General features: G+C 58.8%; 17 protein-coding genes and 1 pseudogene. 7 read left to right on the forward strand and 11 right to left on the reverse strand.

The genetic code is table 11. The features are described from left to right. Nucleotide 1: 1 nt before the first annotated feature. The 11 genes and pseudogenes from H4I97_RS22450 to H4I97_RS24820 all read right to left on the reverse strand — a co-directional run bounded on the left by H4I97_RS22450 (nt 2) and on the right by H4I97_RS24820 (nt 11,538). Nucleotides 2–1,150, reverse strand: coding sequence for an ABC transporter permease (locus H4I97_RS22450; protein ID WP_182307921.1), 1,149 nt, complete (start codon nt 1,148–1,150; stop codon nt 2–4). Continuing rightward, nucleotides 1,143–2,065, reverse strand: a pseudogene (gene oppB, locus H4I97_RS22455) (oligopeptide ABC transporter permease OppB). Before oppB ends, H4I97_RS22450 begins: the two are co-directional and overlap by 8 nt. Before the next feature lie 118 nt (nt 2,066–2,183). After that, nucleotides 2,184–3,782: a peptide ABC transporter substrate-binding protein gene (locus tag H4I97_RS22460; protein WP_182307922.1), complete on the reverse strand. Its 1,599-nt coding sequence runs from the start codon at nt 3,780–3,782 to the stop codon at nt 2,184–2,186. Nucleotides 3,783–4,248: 466 nt separating this feature from the next. Beyond that, a complete protein-coding gene (locus tag H4I97_RS22465) occupies nt 4,249–4,386 on the reverse strand; it encodes a DUF1127 domain-containing protein (protein WP_182307923.1) in 138 nt (45 codons plus the stop codon). Nucleotides 4,387–4,534: 148 nt separating this feature from the next. Then, a complete protein-coding gene (locus tag H4I97_RS22470; RefSeq protein WP_182307924.1) occupies nt 4,535–5,578 on the reverse strand; it encodes an L-idonate 5-dehydrogenase in 1,044 nt (347 codons plus the stop codon). Between the two features lie 11 nt (nt 5,579–5,589). Further along, nucleotides 5,590–6,996: a TRAP transporter large permease gene (locus H4I97_RS22475; protein WP_182307925.1), complete on the reverse strand. Its 1,407-nt coding sequence runs from the start codon at nt 6,994–6,996 to the stop codon at nt 5,590–5,592. Further along, nucleotides 6,960–7,571, reverse strand: coding sequence for a TRAP transporter small permease (locus H4I97_RS22480; protein WP_182307926.1), 612 nt, complete (start codon nt 7,569–7,571; stop codon nt 6,960–6,962). Before H4I97_RS22480 ends, H4I97_RS22475 begins: the two co-directional genes overlap by 37 nt. Before the next feature lie 76 nt (nt 7,572–7,647). Next, a complete protein-coding gene (locus H4I97_RS22485; RefSeq protein WP_182307927.1) occupies nt 7,648–8,625 on the reverse strand; it encodes a sialic acid TRAP transporter substrate-binding protein SiaP in 978 nt (325 codons plus the stop codon). 39 nt (nt 8,626–8,664) lie between these two features. Further along, on the reverse strand, nt 8,665–9,408 hold the full coding sequence (locus tag H4I97_RS22490; protein WP_182309040.1) for a FadR/GntR family transcriptional regulator: 744 nt from the start codon (nt 9,406–9,408) through the stop codon (nt 8,665–8,667). A 140-nt stretch (nt 9,409–9,548) separates the two neighbouring features. Then, on the reverse strand, nt 9,549–10,547 hold the full coding sequence (locus tag H4I97_RS22495) for a capsular polysaccharide export protein, LipB/KpsS family (RefSeq protein ID WP_182307928.1): 999 nt from the start codon (nt 10,545–10,547) through the stop codon (nt 9,549–9,551). A gap of 64 nt (nt 10,548–10,611) precedes the next feature. Then, the gene (locus H4I97_RS24820; protein ID WP_182307929.1) at nt 10,612–11,538 is read right to left on the reverse strand and encodes a CatB-related O-acetyltransferase; all 927 of its coding nucleotides are present in this window, start codon (nt 11,536–11,538) and stop codon (nt 10,612–10,614) included. Nucleotides 11,539–11,738: 200 nt separating this feature from the next. Between H4I97_RS24820 and H4I97_RS22505 the strand changes: the two genes are divergently transcribed. From H4I97_RS22505 to H4I97_RS22535, 7 genes are all read left to right on the forward strand, one after another. Then, nucleotides 11,739–12,203 carry an alpha/beta fold hydrolase gene (locus tag H4I97_RS22505; RefSeq protein WP_182307930.1) on the forward strand — a complete coding sequence of 155 codons (465 nt, stop codon included), beginning with the start codon at nt 11,739–11,741 and terminating at the stop codon, nt 12,201–12,203. A 343-nt stretch (nt 12,204–12,546) separates the two neighbouring features. Further along, nucleotides 12,547–13,335, forward strand: a complete 789-nt coding sequence (locus H4I97_RS22510) for a class I SAM-dependent methyltransferase (RefSeq protein WP_244658830.1) — start codon at nt 12,547–12,549, stop codon at nt 13,333–13,335. 1 nt (nt 13,336) lies between these two features. After that, nucleotides 13,337–14,386 carry a hypothetical protein gene (locus H4I97_RS22515; protein WP_182307932.1) on the forward strand — a complete coding sequence of 350 codons (1,050 nt, stop codon included), beginning with the start codon at nt 13,337–13,339 and terminating at the stop codon, nt 14,384–14,386. Nucleotides 14,387–14,404: 18 nt separating this feature from the next. Continuing rightward, entirely contained in the window at nt 14,405–15,667 is a 1,263-nt protein-coding gene (locus H4I97_RS22520) for a KpsE/RkpR family capsule polysaccharide export protein (RefSeq protein WP_182307933.1), read from the forward strand. Between the two features lie 9 nt (nt 15,668–15,676). Next, complete coding sequence (locus H4I97_RS22525; RefSeq protein ID WP_182307934.1) at nt 15,677–16,330, forward strand: ABC transporter ATP-binding protein; 654 nt, start codon at nt 15,677–15,679, stop codon at nt 16,328–16,330. A gap of 37 nt (nt 16,331–16,367) precedes the next feature. Further along, nucleotides 16,368–17,627 carry a KpsE/RkpR family capsule polysaccharide export protein gene (locus tag H4I97_RS22530; RefSeq protein ID WP_182307935.1) on the forward strand — a complete coding sequence of 420 codons (1,260 nt, stop codon included), beginning with the start codon at nt 16,368–16,370 and terminating at the stop codon, nt 17,625–17,627. A gap of 292 nt (nt 17,628–17,919) precedes the next feature. Next, on the forward strand, nt 17,920–18,450 hold the full coding sequence (locus tag H4I97_RS22535; RefSeq protein ID WP_244658831.1) for an ABC transporter permease: 531 nt from the start codon (nt 17,920–17,922) through the stop codon (nt 18,448–18,450). Nucleotides 18,451–18,453: the final 3 nt, after the last annotated feature.

The following is an 18,453-nucleotide window of genomic DNA, read 5'->3' on the forward strand; positions in this document are numbered from 1 at the left end:
GTCAGCGGTCCTTGGGATCGAGCGCGTCGCGCAGGCCGTCGCCAACGAAGTTGAGTGCGAACAGCGTGCTTACGAAGAAGATCGCGGGGAAGATCAGCAGCCATGATGCGGATTGCATACTGGCTGTACCTTCGGCGATCAGCGTGCCCCACGAGGTCATCGGTTCCTGCACGCCGAGCCCGAGGAAGGAGAGGAAACTCTCGAGCAGGATCACCTTGGGCACGAGGATCGTGACGAAGACCACCACAGGCCCGATCGTGTTCGGGATCACGTGACGGCGGATGATCTGCCAGTTGGAAAGCCCCATGGCGCGGGCGGCCTCGACGAATTCGCGGCGCTTGAGCGACAGGGTCTGGCCCCGCACGATGCGGGCCATATCCAGCCATTCGATGGCGCCGATCGCTGCGAAGATCAGCACGAAGTGGCGGCCGAAGAACACCACCAGCATGATGACGAAGAACATGAAGGGCAGCGAGTATAGGATCTCGACGAATCGCATCATCACATTGTCGACGCGCCCCCCGACGAAGCCGGAGGTTGCGCCGTAGGTGACGCCGATGACCAGCGACACAAAGGTCGCAAGCAGGCCGACGACGATCGAGACCTGGCCGCCGAGCATGACGCGGGGCAGGAGGTCACGGCCGTTGCGATCCGTCCCGAAGGGGAAATATTGCCCGTTGACCCGACCGGTGATGACGAGGGTCTTGCCGTCGTTCCGCGCTTCTTCAAGCGCGGCACCGTCGAACTCGTCCGGCCGATCGAGGTAGCGTAGGACGCGCTCGTCGATCGGTTTGTCGGAAGAGATGGTGGCGGTGTAGTCGGAGCCGGAGACGTCAAAAGCGTCCAGGCTGACGCGTGCGCGCTCGACTGCCTTCGTCATGACCTGTTCAAGCGTGGCCTCCTGCGGGTATGGCGAGAGCGACGGCGGAACAGCGACGTAGCTCGTGAAAACTGCGTCGTAACGATGCGGCCAGAAGATCGTTCCTCCGAAGCTGAAGACGACGATCAGCAGCAGATAGCCGAGAGAGAGCATGGCGGCGGTATTCCGGCGGAAGCGGATGCGCGCTAGCCTCCAGAGGCTCAGTCCCTCCCGTGCGTCCGTCTCGAAGGGGGCTGCGGCGGGTCCGGTTTGGATGTGTGGTTCACTCATAGCGGACCCTCGGATCTAGCAGCGCGTAGAGGATGTCTACGATCAGGTTGAAGACCACGATGAAGACGGAGATGAGAACGACCGTACCCATGACCAGCGTATAGTCTCGGTTGAGCGCGCCGAGGACGAAGTAGCGGCCGACGCCGGGGAGCGAGAACACCGTTTCGACGACGACGGAACCGGTGAGGACTGCGGCGGCCGTCGGCCCGAAATAGGAGATGACCGGCATCAGCGCGCCGCGCAGCGCGTGGACGATGATGATGCTTCGCGCGGGCAGCCCGTAGGCACGCACAGTGCGGACATGGTCCGCTCGCAGCATCTCGATCATCGACCCTCGGGTGAGGCGTGCAAAGATCCCGATCTGCGGCAGCGCAAGTGCGATGACCGGCAGCACCAGATTGTTGAAGCTGCCGTCCCCCAGCCGCCGGCCGGTGCAAGCCGCAGGATCACGGCGAAGACCAGTGAGAGAATGGGTGCGACGACGAAACTCGGCACGGTGATGCCGATATTGGCAAAGCTCATGACGAGGTGATCGAAGGCCGAATTTTGCCGCACGGCGGCGAAGCTTCCGAGAACGACGCCGCCGATGACACCGACGGCAAGCGCCCAGGAGCCGAGGATCAGCGAGTATGGCAGGCTCTTGGCGATCAGTTCACCGACGGTGAAATCCCGGTACACGAAGCTCGGTCCGAGGTCGCCGTGCAGGAGATTGCCGAGATAGTGGAGATATTGCACAGGCAGGGGCTGATCGAGCAGGAAGGCCTTGTTGAGATTGGCGAGAACCTGCGGCTCGAGTGGCCGCTCCAGGTTGAACGGACCGCCGGGCGCCAGGCGCATCATGAAGAAGGACAGGGTGATCACGATAAAGATCGTGGGTATCGACGACAGCAGTCGTCGCAGGATGAATGACAGCATTGCTCTCTCCTGAAATCCGGAAACAGCAGGACAAGCCGGAGGGTTCCTCCAGCCGACGCGCGAAAACGCGAAGAGGCGGAAACCGGTCGTCCCGGATTCCGCCTGTCCTGCATGTGCTTTATTCGATGGAGAGGAACTTGGTCAGGTGCTCGTTGACGGCGTTCATCTCGAAGCCCTTGACCTTGCGGGAAACAAGCCAGGTCGAGGCATGGACCATCAACGGAGCATTCGCCTGTTCGTCCATGGCGATCTGTTCGGCGTCATGGAGGATCTGCATGCGCTTGGCCGGGTCTCGCTCCGTATAGGAGGCCTTCATCAGCTCGTCGTACTTCGCATTGGACCAATGGCTGTAGTTGAAGCTCGTGTTGGACGAAACCATCAGATTGAGGAAGTTCTCGGGATCGGCGTAGTCGGCCGACCAGCCGGCACGTGCGACATCGAAGGCGCCGCCCTCCTGCAGGTAGGCGTAGTGCGATTTCACGTCGAGGTTCTGCAGCGTGACATCCGCACCGACAGCCTTCCACATGTCGGCGACTGCGGTCGCGACCTTCTTGTGGTTCTCGTTGGTGTTGTAGCGGATGTCGATCTTCAGCGGCTTGCCGCCCTCGCCGTAACCGGCTTCCTTCAGCAGTTCCTTGGCCTTGTCTTCACGGTCGAGCTGGTCCAGGGTGGCCCATTCGGGCGCGGCCGCGGTGTAGCCTTCCATGCCCGGCGGAACGAACGAATAGCCCGCGAGCTGGGCGCCGGAGAAGATCTTCTCCGCGAGGAAGTCGCGATCGACGGCCATCGACAGCGCCTGTCTGACCTTCACGTCGCTGAAGGGCTCGTGACGGGTGTCGAAGACGTAATAGTAGGTGCCGAGGTCGGTGCTGGCGAGAACCTGGTCCTTGCCGAGCTTCTCTTCGAGGAACGTCTTCTGGTCCGTCTGGAAGTTATAGACGACGTCGAGCTCGCCGGCCTCGAACATGCGTTCGGTCGCCGACTGATCCTCGGAGGGGTTGTAGATCACCTTGTCGATCTTGACGTTGGCCGCATCCCAGTACTTGTCGTTCTTGACGGCGGTGATGTGGTCGTTCGGAACGTTTTCCGTCAGGCAATAGGCGCCGTTGCAGACCATGTTGCCGGCCTTGGTCCATTCCGCGCCGAATTTCTGAACGGCGGCGGCGTTGACCGGCAGAGCCGCGTAGTGCGAGGCAAGCTGCAGGAAGTAGGGCGTCGGGCGCTCGAGCGTGACTTCCAGCGTTTTTGCGTCAACCGCCTTCGCGCCCAGCGTGTCGACAGCGGCCTTGCCGGTATTGATCGCCTCCGCATTTTTTATCGGATAAAGAATGTTGGCGTATTCGGCGGCTTCCTTGGGATCTTCCATGCGGCGCCAGGCGAAGACGAAATCGTCGGCGGTCACCGGATCGCCGTTCGACCACTTGGCGTCGTCGCGCAGCTTGAAGGTATAGACCGTGCCGTCTTCCGAGACAGTCCAGCTCTCGGCGACGCCCGGGATGACTTCTCCCTTTGGATTATAGATGGTCAGCCCCTCGAACATGTCGCGGACGATGAAGCCCTCGATGTCGATGGAAATATGGGCCTGGTCGAGGGTCTGAGGTTCGCCGCCATTGCCGCGGCGGATGACCGTCTCGGCGGAAGCGAGGCTGGCGGTCATGGCAAGCAGCGTGCTGGAAAGCAGAACTGCCTTGAGGGTACGCCTGATTGAAGCGTTCATTGTTATATCCCCTATTGTCTTGTCAGTTGATCCGCCCTGAGGAGCCGTTTTCCTCAAGGTTCTCACGTTCGTAAATGCTTGAATAAGCTGACTTCCTTTCGGGAGAGACAGCTAATACTTGCACGTGCGCCGACGCTACGACTTGAATTCTGACAAAGCAAGAGGGGTTCGCGGGAGAGTTTTTCGGCTGAACCGCGCTGTCGACAACTGCCGACTGCGCCGGCTTGACCGGGCGTCGCGGCGGCCTGTGAGTGGAAAAGCAAAGGGTGGAAGCCTGTGAGGCCGAATGCCGCAGGGAAGGGGGAAGCGGGGCGCGGGTCCGGGTGGGTGAAGGGGAGGGCCGATTCGGCGACACTCCAAAAAATATCCCGGCCGCGGGCTTTCGCCATGGCCGGGTTGTCGTCGTTGGCCGGAGAAGGTCATTCTGCCGGCTTCTTTGGCTGGCCCGTTGCCGGGCCACGTTGCCTCAGCGGCCGAAAACGGCCTGGCGGATCTGCGACCGCGAGACGCCGATGTCCTTCAGGGATGCGTCGTCGAGACGGGAGAGTTCGCGATAAGCCTTGCGGAGGCGGAAGTATTCGGTGATTGCGTTGCCGATGTTCATAGCATTTGTCCTTCGATCTGATGCCCTCTATTTAGGCGTTTGCCGAGAAAACAGGAGATCAAATTTTGCATGGGTGGCGTGCATCGGCAGCAAATCTGGGGCCTAAATTTTGCCGTCACCGCAAATTCCGGCCGTGACCGGGACAGTTTCAGGACGAAAACGTGATCTGGACCTTGCAGGCCTGCGCACGGTCGCCGGCCTGCTCGAAGGCGGTAACGGCGTCTTCGAGGCGGAAGCTGTGCGAGATGATCGGCCGGACATCGATCCGCCGGTCGGCGATGAGCTCGACGGCCAGCGCAAATTCGCGGTCAAAACGCTGCGTTCCGACGAGGCGCAGTTCCTTTCCGACCAGCGCGTTCAGGGGGAGGGTGATGTCGCCGGTTACCCCGACCTGGACGATCGTGCCGCGTGGCTTCACCGTTGCGATGGCGTTGCGAAGGGCAGCCTCGGCGGCGGAGCATTCAAAGGCGACATCGAAACATCCCTTGTCACTTTCGAAGGCGGCGAGGCGCTCGGGCTCGCGGCGAACGTTGAGCGCCTGTGTCGCGCCCATGGCGAGCGCGCGTTCGAGCGCTGCGTCGGCGAGGTCGGTCGCGACGATCTCCCCGGCGCCGGCGTGCCGTGCGGCGGCGACGGCGAGGACCCCGATGGGCCCGGCGCCGGTGACCAGCACCCGCTTGCCCTCGAGCTCGCCCGCCCGGGCAACCGCATGGAGGCAGACAGCGAGCGGCTCGGCACAAGCCGCCTCGTCCGCACCAACGAGCAGGCCCGCAGGCAGGCACTGGACGGCCGGTACGGTGAGCCAGTCGCGGAACATGCCCTGTGCATGCGGAAGGCGCATGGCGCTCCCCATGAACTGCATGTCGAGGCAGTGGATCGGAAGTCCCTCGTGGCAGAAGCGGCAGGTGCCGCAGGGCCGGCTCGGATTGACTGCCACCAGATCGCCGACCGAAAGGCCGGTGACCCCGGCGCCGAGAGCGGCGACATGGCCCGAGGCCTCATGGCCGGGGATGATCGGCTCGCGCACCTGCACCGGGCCGAAACCGCCGTCCTGGTAGTAATGGAGGTCCGAGCCGCAAATGCCGCCGGCTGCCATCTTCAGCAGGACCTCGCCGGGCCCGGGGGGCGCAACCGGCGCCGCTTCGACCTTGAGGTCACGACGGCCGTAAAGGCGCGCGAGCCGTGTCAGCATTGCGGCCACCCCTACCGCAACAGGCCGAGTTCAGTCGGCAGCCAGAGGGTGATCGCCGGAATGAAGGTGATCAGCAGCAAGGCCACCACCAGCGGGATCGTCCATGGCAGGATCGCCATTGATGTTCGTTCGATCGACAGTTTCGATATCCGCGACAGCACGAAGAGCACCATGCCGACCGGCGGCGTCAGGAGGCCGATCATCAGGTTCAGCGTGAAGATCAGTCCCATGTGAACGGGGTCCACACCGTAGCGCGCGGCAATCGGCATCAGGATCGGGACCAGAATGCTGATTGCTGCGATCGTGTCGAGAAAGGCACCAACGATCAGCAGAAGGACGTTGACGATGATGAGGAAGGTCCACCAGTTGTCTGTCAGCGAGAACATGAAATCGGAGAAGAGCTGTGCGGCTTGGCTGACGGTCAGAAGCCAGGCGAAGATCGACGCAGTGGTGACGATGAAGAGCACCGAGGCGGTGGTCTCGATCGTGTCGAAGCTCGCCTTTGCCAGTGTGCGCAGGGTCATGGTGCGATAGCGCACAAGCCCGAGGAAGAGCGACCAGATGACCGCGGCAACCGCCGCCTCGGTCGGCGTGAACCAGCCCATAGTCATGCCGCCGATCAGCAGCACAGGCGTCATCAGGGCCATGACCGCGTGGAAATCGAAATACCAGTCGAGCGCGATAAGGGCGACGAGCGCGATAAGGACCGCTATGTTGATCGACAGGCCGGCAAGGATCAGCAGATAGACCGCCATCGGGAAGCAAAGGACGATGCCGACCTCCAGCGAGGCTGCGCCGAGCTGCCTCAGTTCGAACGGCGTGTCGGAGCCCCAGCCCTTGCGGCGCGCGAAGATGAAGACCGTCAGCATCATCAGGCCCGCCATGACGATGCCCGGCAGGATGCCGGCCATGAACAGCGCGCCGATCGAGACGTTGGCCATCATGCCGTAGATGACGAAGGGCAACGATGGCGGGAAGATCGGGCCGAGGGTGGCGGAGGCAGCCGTGACGCCGACCGCGGCCTCGACGGGGTAGCCGTGGTCCTTCATCGCCTTGATCTCGATCGTGCCGATGCCGGCGGCATCTGCGAGCGCCGTTCCGGACATGCCGGAGAAAACCACCGAGCCGATGATGTTGACCTGCGCGAGGCCGCCCTTCATCCAGCCGACGAGGGAGAGCGCGAAGTGATAGATGCGGCCGGTGACGCCGGCGATGTTCATCAGGTTGCCGACGAGGATGAAGAAGGGAACGGCGATCAGCGGAAAGCTCTCCACCCCCGCGATCATCCGCTGGGCAGCGATGATGTCCGGCGCAATGCCGTAGATCAGCAGGTAGAGGAGCGACGAGACGCCGAGCGAGACGGCAACGGGCGTACCGATAATCATGAGGGCGAGGAAGGATCCGATGAGCAGCAGCACTGGTCACACCCCTGAATGCCGGATTCGCTCGCCTGCTCGCGAACGGTCTTTTCGTTGATCATGTCCCTGACGAAGTTCTGCACGGAGCGTGCCAGCATCAGGGCGAAGGCGGCAAACACGGTATAGAAGACATAGCCGCGCGGCAGGTTGACCGTGACCATGCGTTCGTTGCCGACGATCGCGATATACCGCCACATCAGCCAGGTCGTGTAGGTGAAGAAGCCGATGACGATGAAATCGACGAGAAGCTGCAGCAAACGGCCGATCCGCTGGGGCAGGAAGCGGTAGAGAAGGTCGACCTGGATGTGTCGCGCCATGCGCACGCACATGACCGAGCCGAGGAACACGATCACCACGAGACAGTTCGCGGCGATTTCCTCGGTCCAGGCGAGACTGTTGTTCAGCGCATAGCGGGTGAAAAACTGCAGGAAGACGCAGGCCGCCATCAACCAGAAGACGGCCATGTTGAGCCAGTCCTCCACCGCGTAGGAGGAGAGGTCTGCCGGGCCTGCGTCCTCCTCGAAGGCGTGCGCCATTTCCTCGACGCTGGCCGGGGCATGCTGTCGTTCGTTCATCGGAGAACTCCGCCGATCTTTGGAAAGGGAAGGGCGCCCGGCGACACGGCACCGGGCGCGATATGGGTGGTCCGGCCTACTTTACGGCGCGGATGGCTTCCCAGTCGGCCTTGTCGTAGCCGAACTCCTCGAAGCTCACCTTCTCCATGACCGCCTTCTCGAAGTCGGACCGGTCGACTTCGGTCACGGTGATGCCCCGTTCCTTGAACTTGTCGACCAGGGCCTTCTCGCGCTCCTCGATGATCTTGGTGGTGCGCTCGGCAGCCTCCTGCATCACCTCGGTGAAGATCTTCTTGTCCTCGTCGGAGAGCTTCGCCCACAGCATGCCGGAGACCACCGTGTTGAGGTGATCGACGATGTGGCCGGTGAGGCTGATGTTCTTCTGGACTTCGTAGAACTTCTTCGCCTCGATCGTGGTAAGCGGGTTCTCCTGCGCCTCGACCGTGCCGTTCTGCAGCGCGAGGTAGACTTCGGCAAACGCGATCGGTGTCGTGTTGGCACCGCACGCGCGCGGCATTGCGAGATAGGCCGGAACGTCCGGAACGCGGATCTTCAGGCCGGCCATGTCTGCGCACTTGGCGATCGGCCGGTTGGAGGTGGTGTGGCGGGTCCCGTAATAGCTGACGGCGGTAATATGGTTGCCGCCGGAGGCCTTCTCGTAGCCGGCGGCGAGCTTCTTGAAGACGTCGCTCTTGGTGTAGGCGATCAGGTGCGCTGGATCGCGGAAGGTATAGGGATAGTAGGTGACGCCGATCGGTGGATATTCACGCGAGGCGAAGCTCGAGCCGGAAATGATGATGTCGACCGTGCCGAGCTTCAGGCCCTGGTTGATGTCGGCTTCCTTGCCGAGCTGGGACGCCGGGAAGACGTCGATCTTGTAGCGCCCGTCGGTGCGCTTGGCGATTTCATCCGCCGCCCACACGGACTCCGTGTGGAAGGGTTCGGACGTTTCGTAGACATGGGCCCATTTGAGCACCGTCTCCGCCTGGGCGGTGATCGCCGAGGCGAGAATTGCAGCAGTCGCACCGAGTAGCATCATCAGTCTGAACTTCATCTTTGTCTCCTCCCGAGTTGAAGTCGCTGAAACGTGTCGTCAAAGTCCTCCGGCCTGTCCTCCCGCCGCCATTGCGGCATCAGGCGTGTGATCTTCCCCGAAGCTCTCCGAAAGCCGAAGTTCGGATTGTTGCAGATGCGCGCGCATCGCCTTTCGGGCGGCGTCCGGGTCGTTTGCCGCGATCGCGTCGCGGATCGCGTGGTGTTCCTCCGTCGCCGCCTGCCACGTCCGGCGGTTCTCGAAATAGCTCGCGAGCTTCTCGAAATAGGGCGTCATGCGCATGTCGTGCATACTGCCGACGAATCGGTTGAGCGTCGCGTTGGCGATGATGCTCGCAACGATGACGTGGAATTCCCGGTCGAGCGCCAGCGCCCGGTGCCGGTCGCCGATCGCCGCCGCCATCTCTTGGAGATTCCGGTCGAGGAGCGAGACGTGTTCGGGCCGGGCGAGACGGGCGGCCTCCTCGACGACGGCGCATTCCACTACCGCCCGCGCCCGCAGGAGCTCGAATGGACCTTCGAAGTCTTCCGGCGGCGCGCCGGCTGGCGGCGCCTTGCGCGCGGCGACATAGACGCCGGAGCCCATGCGGATGTCGATCAGGCCTTCCACTTCGAGCACAATCAGAGCTTCGCGGACCGTCGGACGCGAGACGCCGAGGCGCTGCGCGAGGTCACGCTCGGCCGGAAGACGAGAACCGGCCGGCAATTCGCCGCGCTCGATCAGGCTGCGCATCTGGTCCGCAACCTGGCGGTAGAGCCGCCGCGTCTCCATGACCGTGAACATAGATGACACCATCGCGTCGACTTTCCAATCAGGTCGTCAGGTGGTCAAGCCAATTAAGGGAGCCTATACCGAGGTCGGGGCGGGAGTCAAATGGGGAGGGAGTGCTCGGTTGACCCCTCTGAGGTGTGTTCCAAAGGGGACTAATCGTGAGTGTCTGAGGACGTGGAATGTTCCGCAAGCCAGCTGATGACGTCGAAGATGTCACCGCGCTTCCGATTGCGGGGGTTTATATATGTCGTGTAGTGAAAGTATGCCGCCGCAAATAACTCGTCGATTGAGCGGCTGCGGCTGCGGCGGCTGCAAAGTTGCCGGTCGTCGGTGACCCCCCAGCCCGAGTACCAGGGAATGCCAAAGCACGTCACCTGGCGACCTGCCAGGAGGGCCTCGAAACCCATCGTCGATGTTACAGTGTAGACGCGATCCATTTTGGCTACCAGGCTCATCGGGTTGATCGGATGGCGGAGAACGACTGTTCGCTCGTCCTCTACGATGTCGGTCAAATAGCCACGTTTCGTCTTGGCGCTGACCTCCGGATGGGTCTTCACGTAGATTGTCGCCTCGGGATTCTCGGTAAGCGCTGCAGCCAGCATTCTTTGAAAAGTATGGGCATTTGCTCCACCCGTTTCGACACTATTGTCGCCGGCTGTCTGGTCGACGACCAGCACGCGTTGGCTGTCGTGTTCCCGGAGATCCCTCGTGGCCAGTCGAGGCGCATGATTGTATTTACTCAACTGATGCGTAAGTATCAGGTGCTTTGCGCGTGCGACAGATCCTTCTATGCCCGCCAGCAATTGGCTATCGGAGTTGAGTAGGCTCTCCAGAGTAGACGGGCGAGTGCTGTCGTAATAGATCCCTTCATGGTCGATCACGAGCGAATATCCAGGCGATGTCTTTCCCGGCCGGATGGAACGAAGAAACCCGTCTTCGAGGTAGAGAACCGGTACACCCAGCTTACGCGCGACCTTAGCGGCTCGTCGGCCACTTTCCTTGGCGCCCCACCCGGCGACCGCGTCGATGTTCCTTGGTCTCAGAAAGAGGGGCGCGCGGCATACGGAAGCGTCGAGGAAGGTCTCTATGAGGGGCGTCTTAAGAATGCCTGTCGATGTGACGGCGAATTTTCGTTGATAGGAAGCTGCCATTCGTTGGTCTCGTGTTACTAACGCCGGCCGATTGTGTCGGAACGGCCCCATCCTCCGAACGGGATCATTCACTCAACGGGAGAGTGATCACGTCAGGCAGGTATTCGCTGATTTCATCCGACGCGATTAACTCCTCCAATCGATTGAGCGCGACGTCTGGCCTTGAAAAGTCGACAGCGCCGAGATCAGCAAGGCTATACCTCCACCACCGGAGCTCAAGCAGACGCTCTACCAGATTAGTATCGAATCTGCTTCGCAGCACTCTGGCCGGATTGCCCGCCACGATGGTGTAGGGGTCGACGTCCCGAGTCACCACTGAGCCGGCACCAATTATCGCGCCGTCGCCGATCGTGATGCCGTCGACCACAAACACATGATTGCCAATCCAGACGTCGTTTCCAATGGTAGTTGGCTTGCCGAAGACAAATGGAATCGTCTTGATGTCGCTTCTACGCGCTCCATGGCGCGCGGCGAATTCCGAAAACCCGCGATAATTCGGCGCGTACTGGAGGGGCGAAACAGAAAGCCAATCATTTGGGTGAAACCCATGCCCGATCTGTATATCGCGTGCGAGCGAGCAATAGCGTCCGATTGAGACGCGCTGGATGTACCCACCGTTCAGGTGACTGAATGCACCTATTCGGATTGGAAAATTGTATGCGAGGTCCGCCGCGATTGCGACGGGTGGCTCAAAATCAATCTTGGCTCCAACATAGTAGTCGGCATGCCTATGATGTAGCCAGACGCCTCTTTCGGCGAGATGTGCTTGAGTTTCTGCGTTCAGGGTGAATGTGCTCACCTTTCCCAGTTCCTTCCATGTTGGCCTGCGCGCCTGATAGCCTTCGGCATCACGGTCGACTATGTGCAATCCAGGACCGAACGAGGCAAGAGGATCTCGTGCCAACGAGCGTAGCGCGACGTCTGGCGGGCCAAATGCGTCTAAACTGAACTCAGCCGTATAGCCGTCGAGATTCTCTGGTTGACGGCGCATTCATACTCCTGTTGATGACGCGGTATACTCTGGATAGGGGAAGGTGGATAGTGCGAGGCGTCAAAATACTGCAATCAAAAGTTGCCAGTCTCGTCATTTGTCTAACGAGTTACGGGAATGATCAACTACCCGCCACCGGGTTCGAATGGGAGGGCGTAACTGCGCAGCTCCGATCACACCGCATTTTCTTACGAGATCAGATGCAGCATTGGTATCTCGGTCCAATACTCGATTTTTCCTATTCTTACGCCGACACTCTCGCGAATCTGCGACGATACATTATGGAAAACGGCATCACTCGCGTGGCTCTCATCGGCAGTTCAATGGGCGGATTCGCGGCGATGAAGCTCGGCTCAGACATTTCCGCAGACCTGGTACTAGCGTTCGCACCACAGGCGTGTTTGCACGCTGCGTGGCGGGAGAGAGCACTAGACCGGCGCTGGCCCTGGAAAATGGCAGAGATCGCCAATATCGGATACGACGGACTTGATGTCAGAAGAGCGTACATTTCCAGCGCGCCGGCATCTACCGTCTTGTTCTACGACTCGTCGTTGCACGTAGATCGGCAACACGCGAGGCATATGGAAGGTCTTCCCGGCGTCGAATTGATCGAGGTCGAGGGGGGCACCATGTCGCAACTCCGTTGGCACGGGCTGGTGAGATAACCCGTCGCTTGAAGCAATTTGAATCCGCGCTTGAGCTGACGCATGAACACGGAGCAGCTTGACAGAATCATTGGCGTAGCTTCGTCAGTCGGGCAATTCAGAGCTGAAATATGCCGAACAGAGTCTCTTTCGACGGGGAGACGGTGGCGAAGACATCAAGGTTCAGACGGCTGGCCCCAGACCACAACCTTTCGACGGATATTCGGGTTGCGTTCGCCTAGGGGGGGCATTATAGACTCGCACCGCAAGCGACCCGAGATGTGATTGGCGGTAGATAGAGATGCGGTTTCTCGAGAAGATCTTCGATGTTGGCTCCTCTCGGAGACGGCAGGAAACCGACAACTTGTTCGATCAGTACTGCAACGACAAGCCCAGTCATCAGAATGCAATAGATATCCTGCCGGGATGGAATTCGGCGTTCCCTGCGTCAACTCGGCTGAAAGCCGGCGACCATGCGCTGTTTGCGGATCCGCGAATCGATTGGGCGGTGCAGCAAGCGGGTTCGATAAAGGACAAGAAGGTGCTCGAGATTGGGCCTCTCGAAGGAATGCACACCTATATGCTGAATCGGCATGCCCCCTCATCCATCGATGCTGTCGAGGCCAACAAGCAATGTTTCCTTCGGTGCCTTGTGACGAAGGAAATTCTTGGCATCGATCGCGCGCATTTCTATTTGGGCGACGCGTTGAAGTGGCTGGAGACGGAAGACCGTCATTACGATCTCGCCGTTGCCTCGGGGGTTCTCTACCACATGGCGGATCCCGGACAATTTCTGTCCCAATTGACCCGTCGATGCGACCAGCTTTTCATATGGACACATTATTTTGACGACACGGCGATGCCCTCCGACGATCCACGTCGTCAGGCGTTCAACGGAAACATAGAAACCCGGGCCTTTGCCGGTGTTCCGGTCCGCTACTACGAACGTCACTACTTCAATGCCAACGCGACGAAAGAGTTCTGTGGTGGCATGAAAGATCGGCACTATTGGATGCATCGGAACGACATCCTCAGTTTAATTCGAGCTTTGGGTTTCGGTGAGATCAACATTACGCAGGAAGATCCTAGTCACCGGGGTGGTCCTTGCTTTTGTCTTTTTGCAAAGCGAGACTCCCTAACGATGCAGGCGTGAATTGCTCTTCAATATCCAACGTGACAAAGGAGACGTAGTCGAGGGATACCTTATCCCCGATGGGTTCTCAGATGTCCCGGTTGTTCTTGTTTCGGATGCTGACGGGCGCATAGCCGAAATCGAGTGCGATCAATTGCACAATGCCGTCGTCGCGAGCGGGCGGCACAACACGGGTTTGGTTGGCTTCAAGCTCACGGATCACAACATTCCTGGGTTGAAGGAACGCGCGACGCTCGTGATCCAGGATGCCAAAACGGGATTGCTGATCTATCGTCGCCCACTTCCTTCGCGACAGATAGATCGAAAGATCCTGCGCATCGAGACGCAACTCGTTCCACACACCGCACTCGACCGGGCGATGAGGAGCCATTTCCAGTATGTGCTTCCGTCGATAGAACGCTACGGCTACGAAACGACACTCCAAGTCTTTCTTCTCGACAAGCTCCAGTCGATTTATTTGAGCGGTCGGTTTCAGGTACGAAATCATCAGGACTTTTTCGACAAGGGTTTTTCTGGCGTCGCGCTTCTGACGGAACCCTACTACGAAATGGCTCTCCGTCTGTTGACGTTGAAGCTGTGTTCGACGACGAAGCCCCCCTTTCTCGGGGAGCGCGACTTGATGTCCCTGTCTCCGGCCATCGCCTACTTCGGTGATTTGGACTTCAAGGATACGGGTGCGGTTGCGAAAGCGCTCAAGCGGGCGCCGCCACGAGTCCGAACGGTTCTGATGTCTCCAACGACGCGGCAGTTCGCCTGCGCTGATCCGGACCAGCCGTCAACCCGACGGGACATAGCGGTGGTGATGGATATCATATCGCGTCTCGAAGTCATCGGGCATATTAATGACACACTTTCATTTGCTTCGTCCTTGGGAGAGCTGCTGAACATTGATATGGATAGGATACCGATCCTTCAGCGAAACGACGCGGTCGATCGAGTCGCTGCTGAGCTTCGAACTTTTGCGGTGGCGGAATCGTATCTGGAGGACGACCTTATCCTCGACTATTACGTGCGCAAGGCGATCGACGATGCCGTTGCGCAGAAGATTTGACGAACGGAATGTCGGACGATGACTGAAACCAAGATCAGGAGAAGCGAGACTGACTCGCCGTTCCGTCCGCGCCACAGCTTGATAGGTCGGTTGTCACGTCAAGCATTCCCGATGTCGAAAAGCAGCCGGTCTGTGGTTTCGATCGATGTTGACCCTATACAGGGGGAGCACGCAGAAGCGAAGACCAATTCGCGCATGCCGTTCGCTTTCATCAGTTTCATCGCCGTTGTCATCCTGCCAGTGGTTGCCAGCATATTCTATTTCGCCTTTATAGCGTCCGATCAATACATCGCCGAGGCTCGGTTCGCAGTTCGCTCTCTTGCCGAGGATCGAAACAAAGACTCGCTCGACAGCGGCGTTCTTTCGATGAATGCGATGTCCCAAGATGGGTTTATCGTTACCAGCTTTATCCACTCGTCAGAAATTCTGGAACGGTTGGAAAAGAAGATCAATTATCGCCAGATGTTCACTCGGAGCGACGCAGATATCCTGTCTCGCTTCAACGAAACTGAGTCGAAAGAGCGTTTCTTAAAATACTGGGCCAACCAAATTTTGACCTACGTTGACGGTCCCTCAGGCATAATCACACTTAAGACCCGTACTTTTTCTCCGGGAGATTCGAAGGCTCTGGCTTCAGCAATCATCGGCGAAAGTGAGACGTTGATAAACGAACTGTCTGCGCGTGCGCAGCACGACTTGATTGCTCGTTTCGAGGCGGAATTGCAGCGAACGGCTGAGAATTATCGATCCGCCCTGGAAACCATGAAAGCGTTTCAGAATGAAGCCGGCTTATTGACGCCCGAAGCACGAGCCACCGAAGCGGGGACGCTGTTGTCGGCGCTCCTCGCCCAAAAGCTCGAGCTTGAAACTCGCTTATTCGTCTTGAGGGAATCGAAGGTGGAATCATCGCCGGTTCGCCAGCAGCTTCTACTCGCGAGTCAGAGCATCAGCGAGCAGATTGACAAGCTGAAGGGGGAGTTGGCGGGGAATTCCGGATCAGCGGCAAGCGTAGCCAGTGTCATTCAGAGTTTTTCACGTATTGAAACAGACCGCCGAGTGGCAGAGAGCCTCTACGAGGCGGCCCGCAAGAATCTCGAAGAAGCGCAGGCTGAAGCCATGCGCAAGAGCTTGTACCTGGTGGTTTTTGTTCCTCCGACAGTGCCGGAGGAATCGCTCTATCCTCATAGGTTGTCGACGCCCCTACTTATACTTCTCGCACTCACGGTTCTTTGGAGCACCGGCGCCCTCCTCTGGGCTTCGATTGAAGATCATAAGCTCTGAGGAGGCGAGATGATCCGTTTCAAGAAGGTTTCCAAGCATTTCAAGACGGAGGGGCACCGAAAGGTGATCCTCGACGACTGCAATATGGAGTTCCTGCCGGGTTATTCCTATGCACTACTGGGCGTGAACGGAGCCGGAAAATCGACGACAATGAAGATGATCGCGGGGTCGGCGCTGCCGAACTCAGGGCGTATCATCAAGGACCTGCGCGTTTCGTGGCCGCTCGGTTTCGCCGGTGGTTTCCACCCACAGATGTCTGGACGTGACAATCTTGCTTTTGTCGCGCGCGCCTACGGCGAGGACGTTCGCCGCGTCTCCAACTTCGTGGAGGATTTCGCTGAACTCGGCGACTACATTTTTGCACCGGTTCGAACTTATTCGTCGGGCATGATGGCTCGTCTGGCATTCGGGCTTTCGATGGCCGTTGAGTTCGATTGCTATCTCGTCGACGAGATTACCGCGGTCGGGGACGCCCGCTTCCAGAAGCGGTGCAAAGACGCCTTCGAAAGCCGTCGCAAAAATGCCGACATCATTATGATTTCACACAGTATGCCGACGATCAACGCCTACTGCGACAAAGGCGTCGTTCTCGTGGATGGTCAGATGCTGTTATATGACAAAGTGGCAGATGCGATCGAAACATACTATCGCTTGAATCGCTGATCGTTGCTCGAGAGGCGGAAGGGCAATTGAAATTATGATGAAGCTTGATCAGGAACTGTCGAAGCCGTCGGCCCTGGAAAAGAGCCGCGGGGCAGCAAGGGCATTGTCCGCAACTGCGCGTAAGCTCCGCTTCTCGACGTCGAATCGAAGTGGGCTCTACAAAGCAGTTGGCCTCAGGCCCCGGTTCATCGATCGCGTTTTCCGCTGGATGTTAGTCTTCAACACCATATTCTTTCTGCTAGTGCCCATTGTCGGGTCCGTTGTCTATTTTGGTCTGATCGCATCGGCTCGATATCAGTCAGAGACGCGTTTTGTCGTCAGGACGTCGACACCGGCGATCGGCAAGGATCAGCTCGGAAAAGTGACGGGACTGCCATCGGCGAAAATTGCACAGGACACCCAAATTGTCGTCAATTTCATCCACAGTCGAACGATTCTCGAAGAACTTGAGAAAAGCATGGACATTCGTTCGCGCTTCTCTCGCTCAGATATAGACTTTGTCGCCCGCTTGAGGTCAGACGTCACCTACGAGGAGTTCCTAGATTATTGGGACGGAATAGTAAGGACGACGGTAAGCCCCTCCAGCGGAATCATTACGGTGACTGTGAATGCATTCTCTGCGGAAGACGCGCGAGATGTTGCGGCGGGTATCACTGCCGCTTCTGAAAGAATGATCAATCAGCTTAGCGAGCGGATCTGGCAAGACGTGACAAAATCCGTCCAAATCAATCTTGACCGTGCCACGGAAAAGCTCCGGGAGGTGCGCGAACGTGTTGCCACGCAGCAGAACGAGAGCGGCGTCCTTACGGTGGAAGGCGCTTCAGCAATGCTTTCGTCGCTGCTTACCAAGCTTCAGCAGGAGAAGATCGCGCTGGAGCAATCCTACACGGTCAAGCTGGAAAGCATCGCCAGCACGGCGCCTCAGATGAAGATTCTCGCGCGCGAGATAGAAAGCAAACAAGCGCAGATAGAAGACCTTCAGCGTCAGATTGCCAGTCCCGAAGGTGATGGCGCTGGCAACCTGGCTAGCGTGTCCGCAGAGCTCTCAAGCCTTGCGTTCGAGACCCGTCTCGCGGAGGAGCAATTCGCGGCAAGCATTCGTACATTTGAGCAGGTTCAATTCGCCAGTAAGCAGCAACTCATGTATCTCGACAGCTTCTTGCCGGCGAGTCTGCCTGATGACGCGCTCTACCCTCGGCGCGGGCTCTCAGTAGCGCTGACGGCGCTAGGTAGCTTTTTCGTTTGGCTGATTTCGATGGGCCTTCTAAAGGTGGCCAGAAGCAAGGTCGATATTTGATGACCCGGACAATTGCGCACAACGATCGAGGTCGCGATCCCCGATCGATACAATATGCTTTGAAGCAGAAGGGACACGTCATGCAGGCCGTAATCCTGCGTGATGTGAGAACTCGCTTCTTCAATCATGGCCTTGGGTTTCTGCTGGTACCGCTGTGGCCACTCGCCCACATGTTTGTTTTGCTGATGATCTATACCTTTATGGGCGGAAGGCTCCCTTCGGAGATAGCCTACGAATCTTCTTCGCAACGGGTCTGTTGCCCTGCCTGACGTTCATGTATGTGTCGCGGTTCATGGCACTCTCTATCGTGCTCAACCGCCCGATGTTGGCGATTCCCGCGGTCAAGGTACTTGATATCTTGTTTGCGCGTGCGTTTCTCGAGATCATTGCGGCTTTCCTCATGGTGTTTTTGACCTTCACCATCTTGCTTGCTCTTGGCGACAGCCCCTTTCCCAACGACTGGGAGCAGGCCACTTTCGCGTTCCTGTCGACTATTCTGCTGGCCATCGGCGTGGGTGTTCTTGTGGGAGTTATGACGTCCATGTTCACGTTTTTTGCGACTATCTACGCTCTGACACTCGTCCTCGTTTACATAACATCGGGCACGCTCTTCGTGGTTTCCGCTCTTCCTGCTCAGGCCGCTTATGCGCTTTCCTGGAACCCGGCGTTGCAGGCCGTCGAATGGATGCGCTCGGCATTCTTTCCCACGTACGACAGTCCCGTTCTCGATAAGTACTATCTCTTGTCGTTCGGCCTCGGAGCGCTTTGCCTGGGGCTAGTGTTGGAGCGAAGCGTCCGCCGCATCGTTCTGGAAGGGAAGTAAGTC

Source organism: Ciceribacter thiooxidans (assembly GCF_014126615.1).
In the GTDB taxonomy this organism is placed as follows: domain Bacteria; phylum Pseudomonadota; class Alphaproteobacteria; order Rhizobiales; family Rhizobiaceae; genus Allorhizobium; species Allorhizobium thiooxidans.

What these genes read in the sequence shown, in the direction of transcription:
- H4I97_RS22465 (WP_182307923.1), bottom strand. Translation starts at nt 4,386, where the DNA reads ATGAACATCGGCAACGCAATCACCGAATACTTCCGCCTCCGCAAGGCT.
- H4I97_RS22520 (WP_182307933.1), top strand. Translation starts at nt 14,405, where the DNA reads ATGACTGAAACCAAGATCAGGAGAAGCGAGACTGACTCGCCGTTCCGT.
- H4I97_RS22495 (WP_182307928.1), bottom strand. Translation starts at nt 10,547, where the DNA reads ATGGCAGCTTCCTATCAACGAAAATTCGCCGTCACATCGACAGGCATT.
- H4I97_RS22450 (WP_182307921.1), bottom strand. Translation starts at nt 1,150, where the DNA reads ATGAGTGAACCACACATCCAAACCGGACCCGCCGCAGCCCCCTTCGAG.
- H4I97_RS22505 (WP_182307930.1), top strand. Translation starts at nt 11,739, where the DNA reads ATGCAGCATTGGTATCTCGGTCCAATACTCGATTTTTCCTATTCTTAC.
- H4I97_RS22535 (WP_244658831.1), top strand. Translation starts at nt 17,920, where the DNA reads ATGGCACTCTCTATCGTGCTCAACCGCCCGATGTTGGCGATTCCCGCG.
- H4I97_RS22485 (WP_182307927.1), bottom strand. Translation starts at nt 8,625, where the DNA reads ATGAAGTTCAGACTGATGATGCTACTCGGTGCGACTGCTGCAATTCTC.
- H4I97_RS22525 (WP_182307934.1), top strand. Translation starts at nt 15,677, where the DNA reads ATGATCCGTTTCAAGAAGGTTTCCAAGCATTTCAAGACGGAGGGGCAC.
- H4I97_RS22530 (WP_182307935.1), top strand. Translation starts at nt 16,368, where the DNA reads ATGAAGCTTGATCAGGAACTGTCGAAGCCGTCGGCCCTGGAAAAGAGC.
- H4I97_RS24820 (WP_182307929.1), bottom strand. Translation starts at nt 11,538, where the DNA reads ATGCGCCGTCAACCAGAGAATCTCGACGGCTATACGGCTGAGTTCAGT.
- H4I97_RS22470 (WP_182307924.1), bottom strand. Translation starts at nt 5,578, where the DNA reads ATGCTGACACGGCTCGCGCGCCTTTACGGCCGTCGTGACCTCAAGGTC.
- H4I97_RS22480 (WP_182307926.1), bottom strand. Translation starts at nt 7,571, where the DNA reads ATGAACGAACGACAGCATGCCCCGGCCAGCGTCGAGGAAATGGCGCAC.
- H4I97_RS22490 (WP_182309040.1), bottom strand. Translation starts at nt 9,408, where the DNA reads ATGTTCACGGTCATGGAGACGCGGCGGCTCTACCGCCAGGTTGCGGAC.
- H4I97_RS22460 (WP_182307922.1), bottom strand. Translation starts at nt 3,782, where the DNA reads ATGAACGCTTCAATCAGGCGTACCCTCAAGGCAGTTCTGCTTTCCAGC.